The following is a 22193-nucleotide window of genomic DNA, read 5'->3' on the forward strand; positions in this document are numbered from 1 at the left end:
CTCAGTCATGCCGCAGGGGCGGCGGGCCGGCGAGCGCGGGCGGCGCCAGCTCCTCCGGGGACGGGGGCACGTACGGCTTGATCTCGGGGTTGTCGATGGTGCCGTCGGGGTGGACGGTGGGCAGCTGGGCCTGCGGCCTGGGCAGGAGGGCCTTGCCGGTCTCCTTGCCGTCCATGGTGAGCCCGTACATCGCGTTGTAGATGTTGCGGACGGCGGGGCCGGAGGCGCCGGAGCCGGTGCCGCCCTGGGAGATCGTCATCACGATGGTGAAGTCGTCGGTGTAGGTCGCGAGCCACGAGGTGGTCTGCTTGCCGTAGACCTGGGCGGTGCCGGTCTTGGCGCGCAGCGGGTACTTGTCCAGGGGCCAGCCGATGAACCTCCAGGCGGCGGTGCCGCCGGGTTCGACGACCATGCGCAGGCCCTTGTCGAGGTCGCCGATGGTCTTGGCGTCGATGGGCAGCTTGCCGTGGGACTGGGGCTTGATCTCCTCGATCTTGCCCTGGGGGCTGACGACGGCCTTGCCGACGGTGGGGTTGTAGAGGGTGCCGCCGTTGCTGATGGCGGCGTAGGCGGTGGCCATCTGGATGGGGGTGACGAGGACGTCGCCCTGGCCGATGGCGAAGTTGATGCTGTCGTAGGCCTTGAGCTGGTTGCCTTCGAGGCAGCTCTCGTAGGCGATCTGCTCGACGTAGGTGCCGCCCTTCTTGCCCTGCTTGCACCAGGAGTCCTTGTTGGCCTCCCAGAAGCTCTGCTTCCAGTGGCGGTCGGGGATGCGGCCGCTGACCTCGTTGGGCAGGTCGATGTGGGTCTCGGAGCCGAGTCCGAACTCGCGGGCGGTCTTGTAGAACCAGTCGTGCGGGTTCTTGGGTTCGAGGCCGCCGTCGCGCTGCCATTCCTTGTGGCCGAGGGCGTAGAAGACGGTGTTGCAGGAGAACTTGAGGGCTTCGCCGAGGGTGATGGGGCCGTGGCCCTTGGACTCGAAGTTGGCGAAGCTGCGGCCGCCCATGTTGTAGGAGGCGCTGCAGTTGTACTTGTCGTCGAAGGCGTAGCCGGCGCGGACGGCGGCGCTGGCGGAGACCACCTTGAAGATGGAGCCGGCGGGGGCCTGGCCCTGGATGGCCCGGTTGAGGAGGGGGTAGTTGGAGTCCTTGCTGGTGAACTTGGCGTAGTCCTGGCCGGAGATCCCGCCGACCCAGACGTTGGGGTCGTAGTCGGGCTGGGAGGCCATGGCGACGACGCGTCCGGTCTTGGTCTCCATGACGACGACGGCACCGGAGTCGGCCTCGTACTTGCGGCCGGTGATGTTGTCGGTCTCGTTGCGGACGACCTTCATCGCCTCGGCGAGCTCGTACTCGGCGACGGCCTGGACGCGGGCGTCGATGCTGGTGACGAGGGTGGAGCCGGCGATGCCGGGGTCGGACTTGGTCTCGCCCATGACGCGGCCGAGGTTGTCGACCTCGTAGGAGGTCACCTGGGCCTTGCCGCGCAGCTCCCTGTCGTACGTGCGCTCGATGCCGGAGCGGCCGACCTGGTCGGAGCGCAGGTGTGGCGAGTCGGTGTTCTTGGCCTTCTGGATCTCGTCGTCGGTGACGGGCGAGAGGTAGCCGAGGACCTGGGCGGCGCGGCCGCCGCCGACGGCCGGGTAGCGGCGCACGGCGGTGGGTTCGGCGGTGATGCCGGGGAAGTCCTCGGGGCGTTCGCGGATCTGGAGGGCCTGCTGGGTGGTGGCCTCGGTGGTGACGGGGATCGGCTGGTAGGGGGAGCCGTTCCAGCAGGGCTTGGGGGTCTGGGAGTCGCAGAGCCGGATCTTGTCCATGACGTCCTGCGGCTTCATGTCGAGGACTCCGGCGAGGCGGGTCAGGACGGCCTTGCCCCGGTCCTTTATCCGCATCAGCTCGGTGCGGGACGCGGAGACGACGAGGCGGGTCTCGTTGTCGGCGAGGGGGACGCCGCGGGCGTCGAGGATGTCCCCGCGCACGGCGGGCTGCACCACGCGCTGGACGTGGTTGCTGCGGGCCTCGTCGGCGTACTCGTGGCCGTTGCGGATCTGGAGGTACCAGAGGCGGCCGCCGAGGGTGAAGAGGAGGGAGAAGACGAGGATCTGGATGATGACGAGCCGGATCTGCACCCGGGGGGTGCGGCCGGTCTCGGGAATGTTGGTCATGCCTGGTGCTCCCCCGTCACAGCTTCTTGACGTTCTTCACGCCTTTGACGCCCTTTATCCGGACGGCCCGGTTGGCGCGGCCGCGGGCGGTGCGCAGCCGCAGGCCGCCGCGCTGGCTGCCGATCCTGAGGCCGGTGCCGCCGGTGAGCCAGCCGGTGGAGACGTCGGCGCCCTGCGACGGGCCGGTGTTGGCTTCGACGGCCATGGGGTCGTTCTCGGCGCGGCGGGCCAGGGCCATGATCCACGGCACGGTGAAGGGGGCGAGCAGGAGGTCGTAGAGGACGGCGGTGAACAGCAGCCCGCCGAGGCCGACGTGGCGTTCGGCGGTGTCTCCGACCAGGGCGCCGACGCCGACGTACAGGATGATCGATCCGGCAGCGGCGGCGAGGACGGTCAGCATGGGGCCCCAGGCGGACCGGAACCGGCCGTTGTCGGGGCGGGCCAGGCCGACGAGGTAGCCGATGATGCACAGGACGAGGGCGTACCGGCCGGCGGCGTGGTCGGCGGGCGGGGCCAGGTCGGCGAGGAGTCCGGCGCCGAAGCCGAGGACGGCGCCGGAGGTGGGCCCGTACACCAGGGACAGGGCGACGACCGTGAGCAGCATCAGGTCGGGGACGGCGCCGGGGAGCTGGAGCCTTCCCAGGATGGTGACCTGGACGACGAGGGCGACCACGACGAGGGTGGCGGAGAGCAGGATCCGGTTGAAGCGCATGGCTCAGCGTTCCTCCTCGTCCGCGGGCCGGCCGGAGACGCTCGGGGTGGGCGTGACCGTGACGGTGACCGTGGGTGTGGGCTTGGGGGGTTCGGGCTTGGGGGGCAGGACGGTGTCGCGGGGGTCCTCGCGGGGCGGGACCACGACCACGCCGACGATGTCGAGGCGGGAGAAGCCGACGAAGGGCCGGACGTGGATGGTGCGGGTGAGGCCGCCGTTGGAGGGGTCGACGCGGACGACCTCGCCGAGCGGGACGCCGGGCACGAAGGGCTTGTTGGCGCGGGAGCCGAAGGTGACCAGGCGGTCGCCGGGGCCGACCTTGGCGCGGCCGTTGAGCATCTGGACGGCCAGCGGGCGGTCGCCCTGGCCGGTGGCGAAGCCGAGTTCGCCGCTGGCCTCCAGGCGGGTGCCGACGGTGAAGTCGGGGTCGCTGGCGAGGAGGACGGTGGAGGTGTCGGGGCCGACGGTGGTGACGCGGCCGACGAGTCCGTCGCCGTTGAGGACGGTCATGTCGCGTTCGATGCCGTCCTTGCTGCCGGCGTCGATGGTGACGGTCCAGGAGAAGCCCTGGGCCGCTCCTATGGCGATGACCTCGGCACCCTTGATGCCGTACTGTCCGGCGCCGGCCCGCTTGAGCATCTCGTCGAGTTCGCGGATGCGGCTCTTGGCCCGTTCGTCGCTGCCCATCCTGGTCTTCAGGAGGGAGTTCTCGTGCTCCAGACGGGTGATGCGGTTGTGGCGCTCGTCGGAGTCGCGTACGGCCCCTATGGCGTTGGCGACCGGGTCCACGGCGGTCGCGACGCCCTTCTCGACCGGGCCGAAGACCGCTGCGGCGGCCTTGCGGGCACCGTCGACCGGTGACTCCTCGCCCGCTCTGATGTCCACCGTGATCAATGCGAACGCGATGGCGATCAGCAGCACCAGGAGCAGCCGGCTCTCTCGTGTGTCCCTCACGTGCGGCGGCCGTGCCTTCCTCGTAGAAAACCCGTGCGGCGGAGCCGCTCCGGCGGAGCCGGGGCTGCACCGGACTGTGCCTGTATATCAACGATCCGCCGCACGGGCGCGGTAGCACCCGTACGGCGGATCCTTGTGTTCCGCATGCCCCGTTGGAGGGGGTTTGATCAGCGCCGGGGCTGGGCGTCCAGGACCTGCTGGAGGGCTTCGAACTCCTCGACGCACTTGCCGGAGCCGAGGGCCACGGAGTCGAGGGGGTCCTCGGCGATGTGGATCGGCATGCCGGTCTCGCGGCGCAGCCGCTCGTCGAGGCCGCGCAGGAGCGCGCCGCCGCCGGTGAGGACGATGCCGCGGTCCATGATGTCGCCGGAGAGTTCCGGCGGGCACTTGTCGAGGGTGGTCTTGACGGCGTCGACGATGGAGTTGACGGGCTCCTCGATGGCCTTGCGCACCTCCGCGGCGGAGATGACCACGGTCTTCGGGAGGCCGGAGACCAGGTCGCGGCCGCGGATCTCGGTGTGCTCGTCCTTGTCGAGGTCGTACGCCGACCCGATGGTGATCTTGATCTGTTCGGCGGTGCGCTCGCCGAGGAGGAGCGAGTACTCCTTCTTGATGTGCTGGATGATCGCGTTGTCCAGCTCGTCGCCGGCCACCCGGATGGACTGCGCCGTGACGATTCCGCCGAGGGAGATGACGGCGACCTCGGTGGTGCCGCCGCCGATGTCCACGACCATGTTGCCGGTGGCCTCGTGGACGGGCAGGCCCGAGCCGATGGCGGCGGCCATGGGCTCCTCGATGATGTGCACCTGGCGGGCGCCGGCCTGCGTGGACGCCTCGATGACGGCGCGCCGCTCCACTCCGGTGATGCCGGAGGGTACGCAGACCACGACGCGCGGACGCGCCAGGTAGCGACGCTTGTGGATCTTGAGGATGAAGTACCGGAGCATGCGCTCGGTGATCTCGAAGTCGGCGATCACGCCGTCCTTGAGGGGCCGTACGGCGACGATGTTGCCGGGCGTGCGCCCGATCATCTTCTTCGCCTCGGAGCCGACCGCCAGGATTCCACCGGTGTTCGTGTTGATGGCGACCACGGACGGCTCGTTCAGAACGATTCCCCGGCCCCTCACGTACACCAGCGTGTTGGCGGTCCCGAGGTCGATCGCCATGTCACGGCCGATGAACGACATGTTGTTCCCCTTGTTCCCCATGAGGAGCGTCTGGCCTTCCAGTTGATAGCGGCTGCTGTCAGGTCGGCGAGGTGGGTGTGTGGGTGGAGGCCCCATCGTAAGGCCGCGAGTACCGGTACCGCGCGACGGGACTCCGGCGATGGCGCCGGACGGGCAACCCGCCCCCTTAGTGGTGACGTCGTGCTCTTGCCATGCGTTCCCGGATGCTTCCGGCAATACCGAAGGGCGACCGAAATTACTTCGGTCGCCCCAGGTCATGAGCGCTATTTGGCTGATGTCTCGTCAGAAAAGCGCGCTCTCACATGCTCCGTTACGCTCAGAGAGCCGGGAAGAAGAGCTTCAGCTCGCGCTCCGCGGACTCCTCGGAATCCGAGGCGTGGATCAGGTTCTCGCGCACGATGGTGCCGAAGTCCCCCCGGATGGAGCCGGGCGCCGCGGCGATCGGGTCGGTGGGTCCGGCCAGCTGGCGGACACCCTCGATCGCGCGTTCCCCTTCCACGACCAGGACGACGACGGGGCCGCTCGCCATGAAGCCCATCAGGGGCTCGTAGAAGGGCTTGCCCTTGTGCTCACCGTAGTGGGCCTCCAGGGTCTCCGCGTCCAGCGTGCGCAGCTCCAGCGCGGGGATGGTCCAGCCGGCCTTCCGCTCGATGCGGCCGATGATCTCGCCGACCAGGCCGCGACGGACGGCGTCGGGCTTGAGGATGACGAGCGTGCGCTGGGTCATGTGACAACTCCTTGCGGCAAACGGGTGCGGTGCGACGAATCTACAGGGCCGAAACGGTGAACCGTCACGCAGCGTCAGGAGCTGCCGCTTCCGCCTGACGGGCCGCCCAGCTGGCCTTGATCGCGTCGATCTTGCGGCCGTAGTGCACCGAGCACCACCACAGGCCCGCGAAGACCGCGCCCAGGAAGAACATCGTCGGGACCACGAAGCCGCTCGCGATCAGCCCGATCTGCAGTGCCCAGCCGATCTGCACCGCGCCGGGGCGCGACAGCATCCCGCACAGCAGCACCGACACCAGCATCGTCACACCGCAGACCGTCCACACCTGGGCCTGGGTCAGGTCCGGGTTCTTCATGGCCACCAGGCCCGCGAAGCCGACGATGAAGAATTCACCGATCAGCGTGCTCGCGCAGAGCGTGCGCATCGATCCCTCAGCCCTTCTTGAACAGCAGGCGGGCCTCGCCCACCGTGATGACGGAACCGGTCACCAGGACGCCGGCCCCTCCGTATTCGGCCTCTTCCTCCGCCAGGGTGACGGCCGCCTCCAGGGCGTCGTCCAGGCGGGGCTCGACCTGCACCCGGTCCGGGCCGAAGACCTCGACCGCGATGGCCGCCAGCTCGTCGGCGCCCATGGCCCGGTGGCTGGTGTTCTCGGTGACCACGACCTCCGCGAAGATCGGCTCGAAGGCCTCGAAGACGCCCTTGACGTCCTTGCCCTCGCTCGCGGCCACGACACCGATCAGCCGGCTGAAGCCGAAGGCCTCGGTCACCGCCTCCGCGGTGACCTGCGCGCCCGCCGGGTTGTGCGCGGCGTCCAGGATCACCGTCGGGCTGCGGCGCACGACCTCCATGCGGCCCGGCGAGGTCACCGAGGCGAAGGCCTGCCGCACCGTGTCCGCGTCCAGCTCCCGCGCGTGCTCCCCGCCGACGCCGAAGAAGGCCTCGACGGCGGCCAGCGCGACCGCCGCGTTGTGCGCCATGTGGGCGCCGTACAGCGGCAGGAAGATGCCCTCGTACTCGCCGCCCATCCCGCGCAGGGTCAGCATCTGGCCGCCGACCGCCACCTCGCGGGAGACGACCCCGAACTCCATGCCCTCGCGGGCGACGGTCGCGTCGACCTCGACGGCCTTCTTCAGCAGCACCTGCGCCGCGTCCACCGGCTGCTGCGCCAGGATCACGGTGGCGTCCTGCTTGATGATGCCGCCCTTCTCCTGGGCGATCTCGCCGGGCGTGGAGCCGAGCCGGTCCGTGTGGTCCAGGCTGATCGGGGTGATCACCGCGACCGTCCCGTCGAGCACGTTGGTGGCGTCCCAGCTGCCGCCCATGCCGACCTCGACGACGGCGACGTCGACCGGCGCGTCCGCGAAGGCCGCGTACGCCATGCCGGTGAGCACCTCGAAGAACGACAGCCGGTACTCCTCGGCCGCGTCGACCATCTCCACGTACGGCTTCACGTCGTGGTACGTCTCGATGAACCGCTCGGCACTGATCGGCGCGCCGTCCAGGCTGATCCGCTCGGTCACCGACTGCACGTGCGGGCTGGTGTAGCGGCCGGTGCGCAGGTCGAAGGCGTTCAGCAGGGCCTCGATCATGCGGGCCGTGCTGGTCTTGCCGTTGGTGCCGGTGACGTGGATGGACGGGTACGCGTGCTGCGGCTCGCCCAGGACGTCCATCAGCGCGGCGATCCGGCTGACGGACGGCTCCAGCTTGGTCTCGCCCCAGCGGGTGGCGAGCTCCTGCTCCACCTCCTGCAGCGCCTTCGCCACCTCCGGGTCCTCGGGGCGGGTCGGCACGGGGTCGCCCGAGGGCGGCCCGGCCTGGGCGCGCAGGGTACGGCTGCCGGCCTCGATCACCGCCAGGTCGGGGTCGCGGGTGGACTCTTCCGCCACGATCTGGTCGAACTCGTCGAAGGGACGGTCGCGGTCGCGGTCGTGGCTCTCGGGCTGCTGCTCACTCACGGGTCCAGTCTACGGACGGGGCCCCGGGGGACTTTCGGCCCGGCCGTTTCGGGACCTTCGGCCGCGAAAGCGACCTGATCGTTATGCAAGCCTTGCGGGCAGGAGATAGGGGAACAAATGCCGCAGGCCAGCACCACCACGACCGCTTCCAGCCGCGACATAGGGATAGACCTGGGGACCGCGAACACCCTCGTCTACGCCCGCGGCCACGGGATCGTCCTCAATGAGCCGTCCGTGGTGGCGGTCAAGGCCGGCACCACCACCGCCCTGGCCGTCGGGGCGGAGGCCAAGGAGACCATCGGCCGCACGCCGGGCTCCATCACCGCCATCCGCCCCCTCAAGGACGGGGTGATCTGCGACTACGAGGCCGCCGAGGAGATGATCCGGCACTTCGTGCGCAAGGCCGTGCCCGGCCGCCGCCCCCGCACCCGGATGGTGATCTGCGTGCCGTCCGGCGTGACCCCCGTCGAACGGCGGGCCATCATCCACGCCTCCACCCGGGCCGGGGCCAAGACCGTCCACCTCATCGAGGAGCCGATGGCCGCCGCGATCGGGGCGGGCCTGCCGGTCGCCGAACCGCGCGGCTCCATGGTGGTGGACATCGGCGGCGGCACCTCCGAGGTCGCCGTGATCTCCCTCGGCGGGATCGTCACCTCGCAGTCCCTGCGGGTCGGCGGGGACCGGCTGGACGCCGCGATCATGGACTACGTGCGCAAGGAGCACGCACTGCTCATCGGCGAGCGCACCGCCGAGGACGTGAAGGTCGCCATCGGCTCCGCCTGGCCCGTCCCGGACCGGCCCGAGCTGGAGACCCGGACCTTCACCGTGCGCGGCCGCGAGAAGGTCGGCGGCATGCCCAAGACCCTGGAGCTGACCGCTCCCGACGTCCGGGCCGCCCTCGACGAGCCCGTCGAGGCGATCATCGCCGCGGTCCGCGCCACCCTGGAGGACTGCCCGCCCGAGCTGTCCGGCGACATCATGGAGCACGGCATCGTCCTCACCGGCGGCGGCGCCCTGCTGCCCGGCCTGGACCTGCGCATCGCCTCCGCCACCGGCATCCCGGTGTTCGTCGCGGACGCCCCGCTGGACTGCGTGGCCCTCGGCTCCGGCCGCTGCGTCGAGGACCTCGACACCCTCAGCGGCCTGCTCTCCCCCGCGAAGGCCTGACCGGCGGCCGGGGCGCCCCGGTCAGCCGCGCGGGAGCACCGCCACGACCTCGTACGAGTCCGGCGTCCGGGTCGCCGTCAGGGTGCCGCCCAGGCTGCGGACCCGCTCGGCCATGCTCGCCGTCCCCGAGCCCGCCGAGACCGGGGCCCGGCCCGGGGCGCCGCCCGGCAGGCCGTTGCTCACGGCGATCCGCACGTGGGGGCCGTCCGCCCGGACCGACACCTCGATGGTCTCGCCGCGCGCGTGCTTGGCCGCGTTGGTCAGGCACTCCTGCACCACCCGGTAGACCGCCGCCTGCCGCAGCGGCGACAGCCCGTGCGCCTGCGGGTCCATCGCCAGCCGGACGGGCGAGCCAGCCCGCCCGCTCTCCTCCGCCAGCGCCGCGAGCCCGTCCACGCCGGGGGTGGCGGCGCGCTCCCCGCGCTGGACGATGATCTCGTTCAGCACCAGGTGCGCCCGCCGCGCCGTGTCCGACAGCTCCTCGAAGTCCTTCGCGTACGGGGTCTCGCGCGCCCGCATCGACAGCACCTCCGAGCGCACCGTCAGCAGGGTCAGCTCCCGCCCCACGAAGTCGTGGACGTCCCGGGCGACCGAGGTCCGCTCCTCCTGCACGGCGTTCAGCACCGCCGACTCGGCCCGCCTGGCCTCCAGCTCGCGCACCAGGTCGTGCCGGTAGGCGGCGATCCCGACGGCCGAGGCGAGCACCCCGATGGGCACCACCAGGCCGAGGAAGGAGCTGAGCGTCTCGGCCTTGGGCTCGGGCCAGCCCGGCACGCAGAACACCGCGACCGTGAAGGCCAGGTACCCGACGGTGGCCAGCACCGCGGCGCGCCGCCCCCGGTAGCGGCCGACGGAGTACAGCGCGAACTGGATCAGCGTCAGCTCGTGCAGCCAGCCGATGAACACCAGGGCCGTGAGGTACGCCGCCCACGGCATCCGGCGCCGCAGCAGCAGCGTCGAGCAGCCCACGGTGAGCACGACGGCGGCCCCGGCCCCGTTGAGGGAGTTGTCGGCGGCGGCCAGGCCGGGCAGGTCGAGCGCCATCAGGGCCAGGCAGCTCAGCGCCGCGAGGACGTCCTGCGCCCGCGGAGAGGCTCCCCGGCCCCCGGCCGACCGGCGGCCGAAGGCCACGAGCCGCTGGAACGCCGACGGGGCGGGCTTGACGTGCATCTCCCCATCATCCGTGGTCCGCGCCCGGGATCGGATCGACGGCTGGGACATATCAAGTGATATGCGGCACTCCGCTTGGTTCGTGACAGGGGACCGAAGCCCCTCCCCGAAGCGACCTTCCGCCCTGCCGCCGCCCCCGCCGGCCCCCGTAGCGTCGGAAGGATGACCACCGCCGCCACGTCCGCCACGTCCGCCACGTCCGCCCCGTCCGCCGAGAGCCGCCGCACCGGGCTGCTCCTCCTCATCGGCGGCCTGGCCGGCGCCCTGGCCTCCGGGGCGCTGGCCTACGACCACATCCGCGCGCTGGAGGACCCCCTCTTCACCCCCGGCTGCAACATCAACGCGGTGCTGAGCTGCGGCGACGTGATGACCGCCTGGCAGAGCGAGCTGCTGGGCCCGCCCAACGCCCTGCTCGGCCTCGCCGCCTTCGCCGCCCTCGCGGGCCTCGGCCTGGCGGTCGCCGCCGGGGCCCGCCTCCCGCGCCGGCTCTGGCAGGGCCTGTGGGCCGCGCTCGCCGCCGGCTTCGTCCTCACCCTGTGGCTGATCGGCCAGTGCCTGTACGTGATCGGCGCCCTGTGCCCCTGGTGCCTCGTCGTCTGGGCGGTGATGATCCCGCTGTTCTGGTACGTCACCCGGCACCTGGCCCGCCCCGGCTCCCCGCTGCGCGCCCTCCCCCACTGGCTGGTCCCGGCCGCCCTGTACCTGGCGGTGGCCGCGCTGGTCGTGACCCGCTTCGGCACCGGCCTGCTCTGAACGCGCGCGAAGGCCCCCGCACCGTCCGGAGACGGCGCGGGGGCCTTCGTACGTCTTGCCCCGCTGCGCGACTAGGCGGCGGGCAGGCCGGCCAGCTGCGCCTGGATCCGGGCGATGTCCGCCTCGGCCTTGGCGAGACGGCCCTTGATCTTGTCCACGACGTTGTCGGGGGCCTTGGCGATGAACGCCTCGTTCGCGAGCTTCGCCTCGGCCTGCTGCTTCTCCTTCTCGGCGGCGCCCAGGTCCTTCGTCAGGCGCTTGCGCTCGGCCTCGACGTCGATGGTGCCCGACAGGTCGAGGGCCACCGTCGCACCGCCGACCGGGAGGGTCGCGGAGGCACTGAAGGCGTCGCCCTCCGGCTGGAGGCGCAGCACCTGGCGGATGGCCGCCTCGTGCGCGGCGAGCGCCGTACCGGACAGGTCCAGGCGCGCCGGAACCTTCTGCTTGTCGTCGAGGCCCTGCTCCTTGCGGAAGCGGCGGACCTCGCGGACCAGGTTCTGGACGCTCTCGATCTCGGCCTCGGCGGCCTCGTCGCGGAAGCCGCTGTCCTTCGGCCAGTCGGCGATGACGAGGGACTCGCCGCCGGTCAGCGTGGTCCACAGGGTCTCGGTGACGAACGGGACCACCGGGTGCAGCAGGCGCAGCATGACGTCGATGACCTCGCCGAGGACCCGGCTGGAGACCTTCGCCTGCTCGCCGCCCGCGAAGAAGGTCGTCTTCGACAGCTCGACGTACCAGTCGAAGACCTCGTCCCACGCGAAGTGGTAGAGCGCCTCGCTGAGCTTGGAGAACTGGAAGTCCTCGTAGTAGCCGTCGACCTGCGCGACCGTCTTGTTCAGGCGGGAGAGGATCCAGCGGTCGGTGGCCGACAGCTGCTCGGCCGGCGGCAGCTCGCCCTCGGTCGTGGCGCCGTTCATCAGCGCGAAGCGCGTGGCGTTCCAGATCTTGTTGGCGAACTTGCTGGACGCCTGGACCCAGTCCTCGCCGATCGGCACGTCGGTGCCGGGGTTGGCGCCCTTGGCCAGGGTGAAGCGGACGGCGTCGGAGCCGTACTTGTCCATCCAGTCGAGCGGGTCGACGACGTTGCCGAAGGACTTCGACATCTTCTTGCCGCGCTCGTCGCGGACCAGGCCGGTCAGCGCGATCGTCTTGAAGGGGACCTCGCCGTCCATGGCGTACAGGCCGAACATCATCATCCGGGCGACCCAGAAGAAGATGATGTCGTGGCCGGTGAGCAGGACGTCGGTGGAGTAGAACTTCGCCAGGTCCGGGGTCTTCTCCGGCCAGCCCAGCGTGGAGAAGGGCCACAGGCCGGAGGAGAACCAGGTGTCCAGGACGTCGGTGTCCTGGGTCCAGCCCTCACCCGTGGGCGGCTGCTCGTCGGGGCCGACGCAGACGATCTCGCCGTCCGGGCCGTACCAGACCGGGATGCGGTGGCCCCACCACAGCTGGCGCGAGATGCACCAGTCGTTGAGGTTGTCGACCCAGTCGAAGTAGCGCTTCTCCATCTCCTTCGGGTGGATCTTGACCCGGTCGTCGCGGACCGCGTCGCCCGCGGCCTTGGCGAGGGTCTCGACCTTGACCCACCACTGGAGGGACAGGCGGGGCTCGACGGTCGTGCTGCAGCGCGAGCAGTGCCCGACGGAGTGCAGGTAGGGGCGCTTCTCCGCGACGATCCGGCCCTGCTGGCGCAGCGCGCCGACGACCGCGGAACGGGCCTCGAAGCGGTCCAGACCGAGGAAGGGGCCGTGGACGGTGATGACACCGTGCTCGTCCATGATCGTCATGTTGGGCAGGTCGTGGCGCTGCCCGATGGCGAAGTCGTTCGGGTCGTGCGCCGGGGTCACCTTGACGCAGCCGGTGCCGAACTCGGGGTCGACGTGCGCGTCCGCGACGACCGGGATGGAGCGGTCGGTGAGCGGCAGCTTGATGAGCTTGCCGACGAGGTGCTTGTAGCGCTCGTCGTCCGGGTGGACGGCGATGGCCGTGTCACCGAGCATCGTCTCGGCGCGGGTGGTGGCGACGACGAGGGTGTCCTCGCCCTCGCCGTACTTGATGGAGACCAGCTCGCCGGCGTCCTCCTGGTACTCCACCTCGATGTCGGAGATGGCCGTCAGACAGCGGGGGCACCAGTTGATGATGCGCTCGGCGCGGTAGATCAGCTCGTCGTCGTAGAGCTTCTTGAAGATGGTCTGGACGGCCTTCGACAGGCCCTCGTCCATGGTGAAGCGCTCGCGCGACCAGTCGACGCCGTCGCCGAGGCGGCGCATCTGGCCGAGGATCTTGCCGCCGTACTCTTCCTTCCACTGCCAGACGCGCTCGACGAACTCCTCGCGGCCCAGGTCGTGGCGGGACTTGCCCTCCTCGGCGAGCTGCTGCTCGACCTTGTTCTGGGTGGCGATGCCGGCGTGGTCCATGCCGGGCAGCCACAGGGACTCGAAGCCCTGCATGCGCTTGCGGCGGGTCAGGGCGTCCATGAGGGTGTGCTGGAAGGCGTGGCCCAGGTGGAGCGAGCCGGTGACGTTCGGCGGCGGGATGACGATGGTGTACGCGGGCTTCTCGCTCGCGGCGTCGGCCGTGAAGTAGCCACGCTCTACCCAGCTCTCGTAGAGCTTCCCCTCTACCTCGGCCGGGGCGTACGCGGTCGGCAGTTCGGAGTTGGGGGCACTGGGTGTCTGCGTGTTCTCGGTCACGGGCACAGTTTAGAGGCGTAACGGTCCGGTATTGAAACCGGTAATCCAGGGGCCGGGCGCCCCCGCCGCCCCGGCCTTCCGCCAGGATGTGTGAAACGGATAAGCACACCTCACAGGGGGACGCGGGATGAGTTACAACCAGCCGGGGCCTTACGGCCAGCAGCCGCAGCAGCCCGACCCCTACGGCCAGCAGCCCCCGCAGCAGCCGAATCCGTACGGCCAGCAGCCCCAGCAGCCGAACCCGTACGGCCAGCAGCCCCAGCAGCCCGGCTACGGCTACCCGCAGCAGCCCCCCGCCCCGGCCTATCCGCAGCAGCCCGCGCAGCCGTCCTACCCGCAGCAGCCCGCCCAGCCGTCCTACCCCCAGCAGGGCGGCTACCAGCAGACCCCGCCGCCCCCGCCGCCGCCGCCCGCGTACGGCTACCAGCAGCCGCAGCAGCAGCAGCCCCAGACGCCCGCGTACGTCCCCCCGCCGCCGGCACCCCCGAAGAAGTCGAAGGCCGGCCCGATCATCGGGGCGGTCGTGGCCGTCGCCGTGATCGCGGGCGGCGCCTGGTGGTTCCTGGGCTCCGGCGGCTCCGTCTCCGACGAGACGAAGGGCTACAAGCTGGTCGCCCCGGAAGCGGTGGGCGAGTTCCAGAAGGACCCGAAGTACCAGCCCAAGCAGCTCAGCGACGCGGACAAGCCGCAGGTCGAGGCTGCGGGCATCAAGAACCCCACCCAGGTGGGGATGGACTACTACGTCGGAGACCCGAAGAACCCGCTCACGTTCAAGGGCCTCACCTTCAGCGGCTACTACGGCGAGATCGCCGACCCGGAGAAGACCGTCGACGCGGCCTTCGCCACCGTGCAGGCGAAGATCACCAAGGACGGCAAGTCGGACGCCAAGTTCGTCGGCACCCCCAAGGAGTTCACCCCCGACGGCTTCGACGGTGCCGTCATGAAGTGCGCGGAGCTGAAGGCCACTTCGAAGGACCCGAACAACAAGGGCCCCAAGGAGGTCACGCTTCCGGTGTGCGTCTGGGCCGACTACAGCACCACGGCCTCGGTCTTCGCCAGCGACGCCGCCGCGATCCTCGCGAGCAAGCCGGGCTACACCCTGGAGCAGGACGCGGACCTGACCGCGAAGCTCTACAAGAGCGCCCGCGTCAAGAAGTAACCGCACGGCACGTACGCGAGAAGGGGCGCTCCCGGTCGGGAGCGCCCCTTCTCGTGTGTCCTCGCGGCTACGCCGACTTCTCGTGCGGGCCCTGGTCCTTCGGGACGATGCGGGGCACCAGCGTCGGGTTGACGTTGGAGCGGACCACGTCGGCCGTGATGACCACGCGGGCCACGTCCTTGCGGGACGGGACCTCGTACATCACCGACATCAGGACCTCTTCCATGATGGCGCGCAGGCCGCGCGCGCCCGTCTGGCGGAGGATCGCCTGGTCCGCGATGGCTTCGAGGGCCTCGCGCTCGAAGTCCAGCTCGACGCCGTCGAGTTCGAACAGGCGCTGGTACTGCTTCACCAGGGCGTTGCGCGGCTCGACCAGGATCTGCAGGAGGGCTTCCCGGTCCAGGTTGTGGACCGAGGTGATGACCGGGAGGCGGCCGATGAACTCCGGGATCATCCCGAACTTCACCAGGTCCTCCGGCATGACCTCCTGGAACTGGTCGCTCGCCTCGATCTCCCGCTTCGAGCGGATCGTCGCCCCGAAGCCGATGCCCTTGGCGCCCGCGCGCGACTCGATGATCTTCTCCAGGCCGGCGAAGGCGCCGCCCACGATGAAGAGCACGTTCGTCGTGTCGATCTGGATGAACTCCTGGTGCGGGTGCTTGCGGCCGCCCTGCGGGGGGACGGACGCCGTCGTGCCTTCCAGGATCTTGAGGAGGGCCTGCTGGACGCCTTCCCCGCTCACGTCGCGCGTGATCGACGGGTTCTCGCTCTTGCGGGCGACCTTGTCGATCTCGTCGATGTAGATGATCCCGGTCTCGGCCTTCTTGACGTCGTAGTCGGCCGCCTGGATCAGCTTGAGCAGGATGTTCTCGACGTCCTCGCCGACGTACCCCGCCTCCGTCAGCGCCGTCGCGTCGGCGATGGCGAACGGGACGTTGAGCATGCGGGCCAGGGTCTGGGCCAGCAGGGTCTTGCCGGAGCCCGTGGGGCCCAGCAGGAGGATGTTGGACTTCGCGAGCTCGATCGCGTCGTCACGGCCCTGCGCGCCGCCGTTCTCGCCGGCCTGCACGCGCTTGTAGTGGTTGTAGACCGCTACCGAGAGCGCCTTCTTCGCCGGCTCCTGGCCGACGACGTAGCTCTCCAGGAACTCGTAGATCTCACGGGGCTTGGGGAGTTCCTCCCACCGGACCTCGGAGGTCTCCGCGAGTTCCTCTTCGATGATCTCGTTGCAGAGGTCGATGCACTCGTCGCAGATGTACACACCGGGTCCTGCGATGAGCTTCTTCACCTGCTTCTGGCTCTTTCCGCAGAACGAGCACTTGAGCAGGTCGCCGCCGTCACCGATGCGTGCCACGAGGTGCTTCCCCTTCGCCTGGGAGACGCTTTGGTTCAGCGCTCCTGGTGCCTCATATCCGACGGTACCTTGCCGGGGGCCCCGTTCGGGGCCCCCTTGACGCGGTTCACATCGCGGGATTCCGCGGTGCGGCCGCGCCGAGTGGCGGCAAGGATCAGACCGCGTTCATCTTGCGGGTCGAGACGATCTGGTCGATCAGCCCGTACGCCAGCGCGTCCTCGGCCGTGAGGATCTTGTCGCGCTCGATGTCGTCGCGGATCTTCTCGATCGGCGTCGACGAGTGCTTGGCCAGCATGGTCTCCAGCTGGTCGCGCATGCGCAGGATCTCGTTGGCCGCGATCTCCAGGTCGGAGAGCTGCTCGCGGCCGGTGCCGCCGGACGGCTGGTGGATCAGCACGCGGGCGTTCGGGAGGGCCATGCGCTTGCCGGGGGTGCCGGCGGCGAGCAGGACCGCGGCGGCGGAGGCCGCCTGGCCCATGCAGACCGTCTGGATGTCCGGCTTCACGAACTGCATCGTGTCGTAGATGGCCGTCAGCGCGGTGAAGGAGCCACCGGGGCTGTTGATGTAGATCGAGATGTCGCGGTCCGGGTCCATCGACTCCAGGCACAGCAGCTGCGCCATGACGTCGTTGGCCGAGGCGTCGTCGATCTGCACGCCGAGGAAGATCACGCGCTCCTCGAAGAGCTTCGCGTACGGGTCGTACTCGCGCACGCCCTGCGAGGTGCGCTCGACGAAGCGCGGGATGACGTACCGGTTGTCGACCTGAGGGCCGGAGTAGAGGCCGCTCGCGGAGAAGTTGTTCTGCATCATCTGGGTGTTCACCGTCCTGGTGGCGTTCTGCGGGCTGTGGGTGCCTGGCACGGGCGGGCGGGGCGCAGGGGTCCTCGTACGGGACCCCGTGCGCCGGGCCGGGGTCAGGCCCCGGTGCCGCCGCCGCCCGGGACCAGGGACGCGGCGGAGATGATCTCGTCGATGAGGCCGTAGTCCTTGGCCTCCTCCGCCGTGAACCAGCGGTCGCGGTCGCCGTCGCGGATGATCGCCTCCACGGTCTGGCCCGAGTGGTGCGCGGTGATCTCGGCCATGCGCTGCTTGGTGCGCAGCAGGTACTGGGCCTGGATCTTGATGTCCGAGGCGGTGCCGCCGATGCCGGCGGAGCCCTGGTGCATCAGGATGTCGGTGTTCGGGAGCGCGAAGCGCTTGCCCGGGGTGCCGCCGGTGAGCAGGAACTGGCCCATGGAGGCGGCCATGCCCATGCCGATGGTGACGACGTCGTTCGGGATGTACTGCATGGTGTCGTAGACCGCCATGCCCGCCGTCACCGAGCCACCGGGGCTGTTGATGTACAGGTAGATGTCCTTCTCCGGCTCCGCGGCCAGGAGGAGGAGCTGCGCCGTGATCTTGTTCGCGATGTCGTCGTCGACCTGCTGGCCGAGGAAGATGATGCGTTCGCCGAGCAGCCGGTTGTAGACATGGTCGCCGAGGCCGCCACCGATGGACGGCTCACCCGCGGCGTAAGGCTTCAGATTCGTCACGTATCCACCTGCTCGTCTCCGACGGCCACATGCCGTCTCAGCGTCTCGTTCTGGGGCGCGGACCTACCGGGGGTCGATGCCCGCCGGCTTCGGGTACTCCCGTGCCCTCGTATTCATGGACCCTAACGCGCAGGTAGGACAACGCCATCCCGCTTCCCGAACTGTTCGCTCGGAGCGCAAGCTCCCGAGCGCCCCGCGAGGGCACGCGGAAGGGCCCGGACGCGGCTGCGTCCGGGCCCTTCGGGGCACTGCTCGGGGGGCTCCGCGGGGGTGCCTCCCGGAGGTGTTACTTGGCCTCGGCGTCACCCTCGACGGCGGCCTCGACGACCTCGGCGGCCGTCTCGGTCTCGTCCTCGTCGTCGGAGAGGTCGACGACCTCACCGTTGGTGTCGACGACCTTGGCGGCCTCGACGACGACCGCGAGGGCCTTGCCGCGGGCGACCTCGCCGACCAGCATCGGGACCTGGCCGCCCTCGACGACGGCCTGGGCGAACTGGTCGGGGGACATGCCGGAGGACTGCGCGCGGCGCATGAGGTGCTCGGTGAGCTCCTCCTGGTTGACGCCCAGCTTCTCCTTGTTGACCAGCGCGTCGAGGACGAACTGGGTCTTGATGCCCTTGACGGCCTGCTCGGAGGTCTCGGCGTCGAACTCCTCGACCGTCTTGCCCTGGATCTCGAGGAACTTCTCGAGGTTCAGGCCCATCTGGCCGAGCTGGTGGTGCTCCAGGTTGTGCTTGCGGGTCTGGACCTCGTCCGCGAGGAGCTTCTCGGGGATCGGGACCTCGACGAGCTCCAGCAGCTTCTCCAGGACGCGCTCCTGGGCCTGCGTGGCCTGGTCGTACTGCTTCATGTTCTCGAGGCGCTTGCGGCTGTCGGCCTTGAGCTCGTCGAGGGTGTCGAACTCGCTCGCCATCTGGGCGAACTCGTCGTCCAGCTCCGGCAGCTCGCGGGCGGAGACCTTGGTGACCTTGACGGTGACCTCGGCGTCCTTGCCCTCGGCGGAGCCGCCCTTCAGCTGCGAGGTGAAGGTGGCCTCGCCGCCGGCCTCGAGGCCCTTGACGGCCTCGTCGATGCCGTCGAGGAGCTCGCCCGAGCCGATGGTGTAGGAGACGTCGGTGGCGACGCCGTCCGCGAGGACCTCGCCGTCGACCTTGGCCTCCAGGTCGATGGTGACGACGTCACCCTCGACGGCGGCGCGCTCGACGTCCTTGGTGGACGCGAAGCGGCCGCGCAGCTGCTCGACCGACTTCTCGACGTCCTCGTCCGAGACCTCGACCGCGTCGACCTCGACCTCGATGCCGGAGTAGTCCGGGATCTCGATCTCGGGGCGGACGTCCACCTCGGCGGTGAAGGCCAGCAGCTCGCCGTCCTTCAGCTCGGTGATGTCGACCTCGGGCTGGCCCAGCGGGTTCAGGTCGGCCTCGTTGACGGCCTCGGTGTAGAACTTCGGGAGGGCGTCGTTGACGGCCTCCTCCAGCACCGCACCGCGGCCGAAGCGCTGGTCGATGACGCGGTTCGGGATCTTGCCCTTGCGGAAGCCCTTCACCGTGACCTGCTGGTTGATCTTCTTGTACGCCGCGTCGAGGCTGTCCTTGAGCTCCTCGAAGGGCACCTCGACAGTGAGCCGAACCCGAGTCGGGTTCAGGGTCTCCACGGCGCTCTTCACGGTTCGGTCTCCTTGTGGCTGACTGCTTGGGGTTCTGCCGGAACGCTGCGATTCAGCGGCCTCGGCGGATTCGGCCCGGCATCAGACACACGGGCACGCAGCTTGCATAGTAACCGCAAGCGGCAATCAGCCCACAACGCGATCTTGGCGAACGATCGGTGGCGCGGGCGGTACTGAGTGGTCGGGGTGGCCGGATTCGAACCGACGACCTTCCGCTCCCAAAGCGGACGCGCTACCAAGCTGCGCCACACCCCGTCGGTGCGACACGTAGGGTACATGCCCGGAGACCCTCCGACGCCCCCGGTTTTCCCGGCGGGCGCACGCGCGTGCGGGGCGGGCACGGACACGGCGGGAAAAGCGGTGTGCACTCCCCCCGCGCGACCCGCTAGGATGCTCTCGTGCCGCGGTCCCCGGACCTGCGGCGCACGTATTGCGGGTGTAGCTCAATGGTAGAGCCCTAGTCTTCCAAACTAGCTACGCGGGTTCGATTCCCGTCACCCGCTCTTCATGGCTCGGGGCCAGGCCGGAGATCTTCTCCAGGACCTGGCCCCTTGTCGTTTCCGCGCCCTTGCCGTTTCCGCTCAGAGCTTGATGCCCGCGATGGTGTCCGCGAGGGAGTTCAGGAAGCGGTTGACGTCCGGGGCGATGGAGCTGGACGCGAGGAAGAACCCGAAGAGGACCGCGATGATCGCGGGGCCCGCCTTGATGTGGTTGCCGCGGATCAGGATCACCAGGATGACCGCCAACAGAACCACCACTGACAGCGAAATGGCCACTACTGATCACACCTTCGGTCGTCCCCTGGCCGGCCCGGCGCGCGCGGCGTTGCGCGCCCCACATGCACCATCCTCCCACCAACCGGCCCCCGCTATCCGCCCCGTGACGAATCGCCATCGCGGCTTTCCCGCCAAGCGGGCGCCCAGGGGGGACATTTCGGGCGTCAGGGTGCGGTGATGCCGAGGAGGGAGCGGACGTGGGCGTACTTGGCGGTCAGCCGGTCGCGGGTGGGCGCGTCCAGTACGGACAGGCGTACGGGGTCCGCGTTGTGCGCGAGGTCGGCCTCCTTCACGAGGAGGGCTCCGGGGGTGGCGAGGATACGGGCGGTGTACTCCCCGACCGGTTCCCCGGCGCGTTTGGTGAGGGCCAGCACCATGTCCTTGACCTCCTGCGGGAGGGCCGCGGACGCGAGCTGCTCCGGGCTGAGCGCGTCGTCCTCCACCGCGTCGTGGAGCCAGGCCGCGGCCTGCTGGGCGGGGCTGCCGCCGCGCAGGCGGACGCCCTCGGCCACGGCCGCCAGGTGCTCGGCGTAGGGCCGCCCGGCCTTGTCGGTCTGGCCCTCGTGCGCGGAGCGGGCGAGGGCCTCCACCTCGGCGAGGGTCAGGGAGCGGTCCGTCATGCGATCTCCTTCGCTGCCGCGCGCAGGGCCCCGGCGGCCCGGTCCACGTCCGCGGGCGTGGTGCGCCAGTTGGAGAACGCGGCGCGCAGGCCGGCGGTTCCCCCGAGGACGGTGGGGTGACGAAGACGTCGGCGGCGACGGCCTCGCGCAGGGCGGCCAACCGCTCGGGGGCCGGGTTCCCGGCGAGGGTGAAGCAGACGACGTTGAGGCGGACCGGGGCCAGCAGCCGGAAGGCGGGGTCGCGGTCGAGGCGCTCGCCGAGGGCGCGGGCGCAGGCGATGTCCCGTTCGACGATCTCGCGGTGGCCCTCGCGGCCGTAGGCGCGCAGGGTGAACCAGGCGGCGAGGGCCCGCAGCCGGTGGGAGTTCTCGGGGGTGAGGTGGACGAGGTCCGGGTCGGGGCCGAGGGGGCCGAGGTAGGCGGCGGCGTTGGCGAAGACCCGGGACTGGAGGTCGCGGCGGCGGGTGAACTGGACGGCGCTGTCATAGGGGACGTTCAGCCACTTGTGCAGGTCGACGCAGACGGAGTCGGAGGCGTCGAGGCCCGCGACGAGGTGGGCGTGCTCGGGGGTGAGCGCGGCGAAGGCGCCGAAGGCGGCGTCGGTGTGGAGCCAGAAGTCGTGGCGTTCCCTGAGCGCGGCGACGGCACGCAGGTCGTCGAAGTCGACGGTGTTGACGGTGCCGGCGTTGGCGACGACGACCGCCGGGCCGGGTGCGTCGGCGAGGGCCCGGTCCAGGGCGGCGGGGTCGACGGCCTCCCGGCCGGGGAGGGTGGGCACCGGGACGAGGGCGGCGCGGCCGAGGCCGAGGACGGACAGGGCCTTGGCGATGGAGGAGTGCGGGGCTCCGGAGAGGACGCGGACGGGGCCGAGGGCGGCGACGCCGTCCTGGGCCGGGGAGATGCCGAGGCGTTCGCCGAGCCACTCGCGGGCGATGGCGAGTCCGGCGGTGTTGGACATGGTGGCGCCGCTGACGAAGGTGCCGGTGTGGGCGTCGGAGAGGCCGAAGAGCTCGCGGAGCCAGCCGGTGGTCTCGCGTTCGAGGTGCTGGCCGGCGCCGTCCATGGCGGAGTTGGAGTTCTGGTCGTGCGCGGCGGTCAGCCAGTCCCCGGCGAGGGCGGCGGGGGTGGCGCCGCCGGTGACGAAGCCGAGGTAGCGGGGCCCCGCGGAGGCGGAGAGGCGGGGCTCCCAGCGGGCCCGGAACTCGGCGAGGGCGGCTTCCGTGCCGGTGGCGTGCGCGGGGAGCGGGGCCGGCGGCGGCGGGGGGTCCTGCGGCGGTACGACGGGGCGTTCGTCCAGGCTCGCGAGGGCCTCGGCGGCGGCGCGGCGGGTGGCGTCGAGGAGCTCGGGGAGCCGGGCGAGGTCGGCGGCGAGGGTGCGGTCCATGGGCGGCACGCTAGACCCCGCCGGGGGCTGGGGGGCGGGCCAATCCGCGCCTAGTGGCCCGGCCGGGTCCGGGCGCCGCTGCGCGGGGCCAGGTCCCCTACCCGCCCTTCGCCCGTTCCCCGGGCTGCGCCCGGACCCCTTCCTGGGGGCTCCGCCCCCAGACCCCCGCGCCTCAAACGCCGGCGGGGCTGCGCAGACCTCAGGACCGCCCCGAAG

18 protein-coding genes, 2 tRNA genes and 1 pseudogene are annotated in these 22193 nt (G+C 70.5%); 4 read left to right on the plus strand and 17 right to left on the minus strand.

Annotation, left to right across the window (positions count from 1 at the left end; genetic code table 11):
* Window position 1: 1 nt before the first annotated feature.
* The 7 genes from mrdA to folC all read right to left on the minus strand — a co-directional run bounded on the left by mrdA (window position 2) and on the right by folC (window position 7702).
* Window positions 2–2164, minus strand: a complete 2163-nt coding sequence (gene mrdA, locus ACQKM2_RS34900; protein WP_427716976.1) for a penicillin-binding protein 2 — start codon at window positions 2162–2164, stop codon at window positions 2–4.
* A 16-nt stretch (window positions 2165–2180) separates the two neighbouring features.
* Window positions 2181–2876: a rod shape-determining protein MreD gene (gene mreD / locus ACQKM2_RS34905; RefSeq protein ID WP_427716977.1), complete on the minus strand. Its 696-nt coding sequence runs from the start codon at window positions 2874–2876 to the stop codon at window positions 2181–2183.
* 3 nt (window positions 2877–2879) lie between these two features.
* Window positions 2880–3830, minus strand: coding sequence for a rod shape-determining protein MreC (gene mreC / locus ACQKM2_RS34910; protein WP_427716979.1), 951 nt, complete (start codon window positions 3828–3830; stop codon window positions 2880–2882).
* A gap of 167 nt (window positions 3831–3997) precedes the next feature.
* Window positions 3998–5017 (minus strand): rod shape-determining protein, encoded by a 1020-nt coding sequence (locus ACQKM2_RS34915; protein ID WP_030008578.1) that lies wholly within the window; start codon window positions 5015–5017, stop codon window positions 3998–4000.
* A gap of 316 nt (window positions 5018–5333) precedes the next feature.
* Window positions 5334–5744: a nucleoside-diphosphate kinase gene (ndk, locus tag ACQKM2_RS34920; RefSeq protein WP_405980701.1), complete on the minus strand. Its 411-nt coding sequence runs from the start codon at window positions 5742–5744 to the stop codon at window positions 5334–5336.
* 64 nt (window positions 5745–5808) lie between these two features.
* Complete coding sequence (locus ACQKM2_RS34925) at window positions 5809–6168, minus strand: DUF4233 domain-containing protein (protein WP_401251874.1); 360 nt, start codon at window positions 6166–6168, stop codon at window positions 5809–5811.
* 7 nt (window positions 6169–6175) lie between these two features.
* Entirely contained in the window at window positions 6176–7702 is a 1527-nt protein-coding gene (gene folC / locus ACQKM2_RS34930) for a bifunctional tetrahydrofolate synthase/dihydrofolate synthase (RefSeq protein WP_427716981.1), read from the minus strand.
* A 117-nt stretch (window positions 7703–7819) separates the two neighbouring features.
* On the opposite strand from folC, the gene ACQKM2_RS34935 reads away from it, so the two are divergent.
* Window positions 7820–8869, plus strand: coding sequence for a rod shape-determining protein (locus tag ACQKM2_RS34935; protein ID WP_427716983.1), 1050 nt, complete (start codon window positions 7820–7822; stop codon window positions 8867–8869).
* Between the two features lie 21 nt (window positions 8870–8890).
* Here ACQKM2_RS34935 and ACQKM2_RS34940 read toward each other — a convergent pair whose 3' ends face one another.
* Window positions 8891–10039 carry a sensor histidine kinase gene (locus ACQKM2_RS34940; protein ID WP_427716984.1) on the minus strand — a complete coding sequence of 383 codons (1149 nt, stop codon included), beginning with the start codon at window positions 10037–10039 and terminating at the stop codon, window positions 8891–8893.
* A 162-nt stretch (window positions 10040–10201) separates the two neighbouring features.
* Between ACQKM2_RS34940 and ACQKM2_RS34945 the strand changes: the two genes are divergently transcribed.
* Window positions 10202–10792, plus strand: a complete 591-nt coding sequence (locus ACQKM2_RS34945; protein WP_427716986.1) for a vitamin K epoxide reductase family protein — start codon at window positions 10202–10204, stop codon at window positions 10790–10792.
* Between the two features lie 71 nt (window positions 10793–10863).
* On the opposite strand, the gene ACQKM2_RS34950 is transcribed toward ACQKM2_RS34945, so the two are convergent.
* Window positions 10864–13485 carry a valine--tRNA ligase gene (locus ACQKM2_RS34950; RefSeq protein WP_427716987.1) on the minus strand — a complete coding sequence of 874 codons (2622 nt, stop codon included), beginning with the start codon at window positions 13483–13485 and terminating at the stop codon, window positions 10864–10866.
* Between the two features lie 127 nt (window positions 13486–13612).
* Here ACQKM2_RS34950 and ACQKM2_RS34955 point away from each other — a divergent pair, with 127 nt between their 5' ends.
* Window positions 13613–14644, plus strand: coding sequence for a hypothetical protein (locus ACQKM2_RS34955; protein WP_427716988.1), 1032 nt, complete (start codon window positions 13613–13615; stop codon window positions 14642–14644).
* A gap of 67 nt (window positions 14645–14711) precedes the next feature.
* On the opposite strand, the gene clpX is transcribed toward ACQKM2_RS34955, so the two are convergent.
* From clpX to ACQKM2_RS34980, 5 genes are all read right to left on the minus strand, one after another.
* Complete coding sequence (clpX, locus tag ACQKM2_RS34960) at window positions 14712–15998, minus strand: ATP-dependent Clp protease ATP-binding subunit ClpX (RefSeq protein WP_007264060.1); 1287 nt, start codon at window positions 15996–15998, stop codon at window positions 14712–14714.
* A 154-nt stretch (window positions 15999–16152) separates the two neighbouring features.
* A complete protein-coding gene (locus tag ACQKM2_RS34965) occupies window positions 16153–16809 on the minus strand; it encodes an ATP-dependent Clp protease proteolytic subunit (protein WP_427716993.1) in 657 nt (218 codons plus the stop codon).
* Window positions 16810–16913: 104 nt separating this feature from the next.
* Window positions 16914–17531 carry an ATP-dependent Clp protease proteolytic subunit gene (locus tag ACQKM2_RS34970; RefSeq protein ID WP_007264062.1) on the minus strand — a complete coding sequence of 206 codons (618 nt, stop codon included), beginning with the start codon at window positions 17529–17531 and terminating at the stop codon, window positions 16914–16916.
* 286 nt (window positions 17532–17817) lie between these two features.
* The gene (gene tig / locus ACQKM2_RS34975) at window positions 17818–19197 is read right to left on the minus strand and encodes a trigger factor (protein ID WP_427716990.1); all 1380 of its coding nucleotides are present in this window, start codon (window positions 19195–19197) and stop codon (window positions 17818–17820) included.
* Between the two features lie 178 nt (window positions 19198–19375).
* Window positions 19376–19452 (minus strand) — tRNA-Pro (locus ACQKM2_RS34980).
* Between the two features lie 177 nt (window positions 19453–19629).
* On the opposite strand from ACQKM2_RS34980, the gene ACQKM2_RS34985 reads away from it, so the two are divergent.
* Window positions 19630–19700, plus strand: a tRNA-Gly gene (locus ACQKM2_RS34985).
* A 78-nt stretch (window positions 19701–19778) separates the two neighbouring features.
* Here the strand turns inward: ACQKM2_RS34985 and ACQKM2_RS34990 are convergent.
* From ACQKM2_RS34990 to ACQKM2_RS35000, 3 genes and pseudogenes are all read right to left on the minus strand, one after another.
* Window positions 19779–19973 (minus strand): hypothetical protein, encoded by a 195-nt coding sequence (locus tag ACQKM2_RS34990; RefSeq protein ID WP_007264064.1) that lies wholly within the window; start codon window positions 19971–19973, stop codon window positions 19779–19781.
* A gap of 164 nt (window positions 19974–20137) precedes the next feature.
* Window positions 20138–20593: an HD domain-containing protein gene (locus ACQKM2_RS34995; protein ID WP_427716991.1), complete on the minus strand. Its 456-nt coding sequence runs from the start codon at window positions 20591–20593 to the stop codon at window positions 20138–20140.
* Window positions 20590–21977, minus strand: a pseudogene (locus tag ACQKM2_RS35000) (pyridoxal phosphate-dependent decarboxylase family protein). Before ACQKM2_RS35000 ends, ACQKM2_RS34995 begins: the two are co-directional and overlap by 4 nt.
* Between the last annotated feature and the right edge of the window lie 216 nt (window positions 21978–22193).

This window comes from Streptomyces sp. NPDC004126 (assembly GCF_050275515.1).
GTDB lineage: Bacteria > Actinomycetota > Actinomycetes > Streptomycetales > Streptomycetaceae > Streptomyces.

What these genes read in the sequence shown, in the direction of transcription:
- mreD (WP_427716977.1), bottom strand. Translation starts at nt 2,876, where the DNA reads ATGCGCTTCAACCGGATCCTGCTCTCCGCCACCCTCGTCGTGGTCGCC.
- ACQKM2_RS34955 (WP_427716988.1), top strand. Translation starts at nt 13,613, where the DNA reads ATGAGTTACAACCAGCCGGGGCCTTACGGCCAGCAGCCGCAGCAGCCC.
- ACQKM2_RS34935 (WP_427716983.1), top strand. Translation starts at nt 7,820, where the DNA reads ATGCCGCAGGCCAGCACCACCACGACCGCTTCCAGCCGCGACATAGGG.
- ACQKM2_RS34940 (WP_427716984.1), bottom strand. Translation starts at nt 10,039, where the DNA reads ATGCACGTCAAGCCCGCCCCGTCGGCGTTCCAGCGGCTCGTGGCCTTC.
- ACQKM2_RS34995 (WP_427716991.1), bottom strand. Translation starts at nt 20,593, where the DNA reads ATGACGGACCGCTCCCTGACCCTCGCCGAGGTGGAGGCCCTCGCCCGC.
- ACQKM2_RS34925 (WP_401251874.1), bottom strand. Translation starts at nt 6,168, where the DNA reads ATGCGCACGCTCTGCGCGAGCACGCTGATCGGTGAATTCTTCATCGTC.
- mrdA (WP_427716976.1), bottom strand. Translation starts at nt 2,164, where the DNA reads ATGACCAACATTCCCGAGACCGGCCGCACCCCCCGGGTGCAGATCCGG.
- ACQKM2_RS34915 (WP_030008578.1), bottom strand. Translation starts at nt 5,017, where the DNA reads ATGTCGTTCATCGGCCGTGACATGGCGATCGACCTCGGGACCGCCAAC.
- ndk (WP_405980701.1), bottom strand. Translation starts at nt 5,744, where the DNA reads ATGACCCAGCGCACGCTCGTCATCCTCAAGCCCGACGCCGTCCGTCGC.
- ACQKM2_RS34945 (WP_427716986.1), top strand. Translation starts at nt 10,202, where the DNA reads ATGACCACCGCCGCCACGTCCGCCACGTCCGCCACGTCCGCCCCGTCC.
- ACQKM2_RS34965 (WP_427716993.1), bottom strand. Translation starts at nt 16,809, where the DNA reads ATGATGCAGAACAACTTCTCCGCGAGCGGCCTCTACTCCGGCCCTCAG.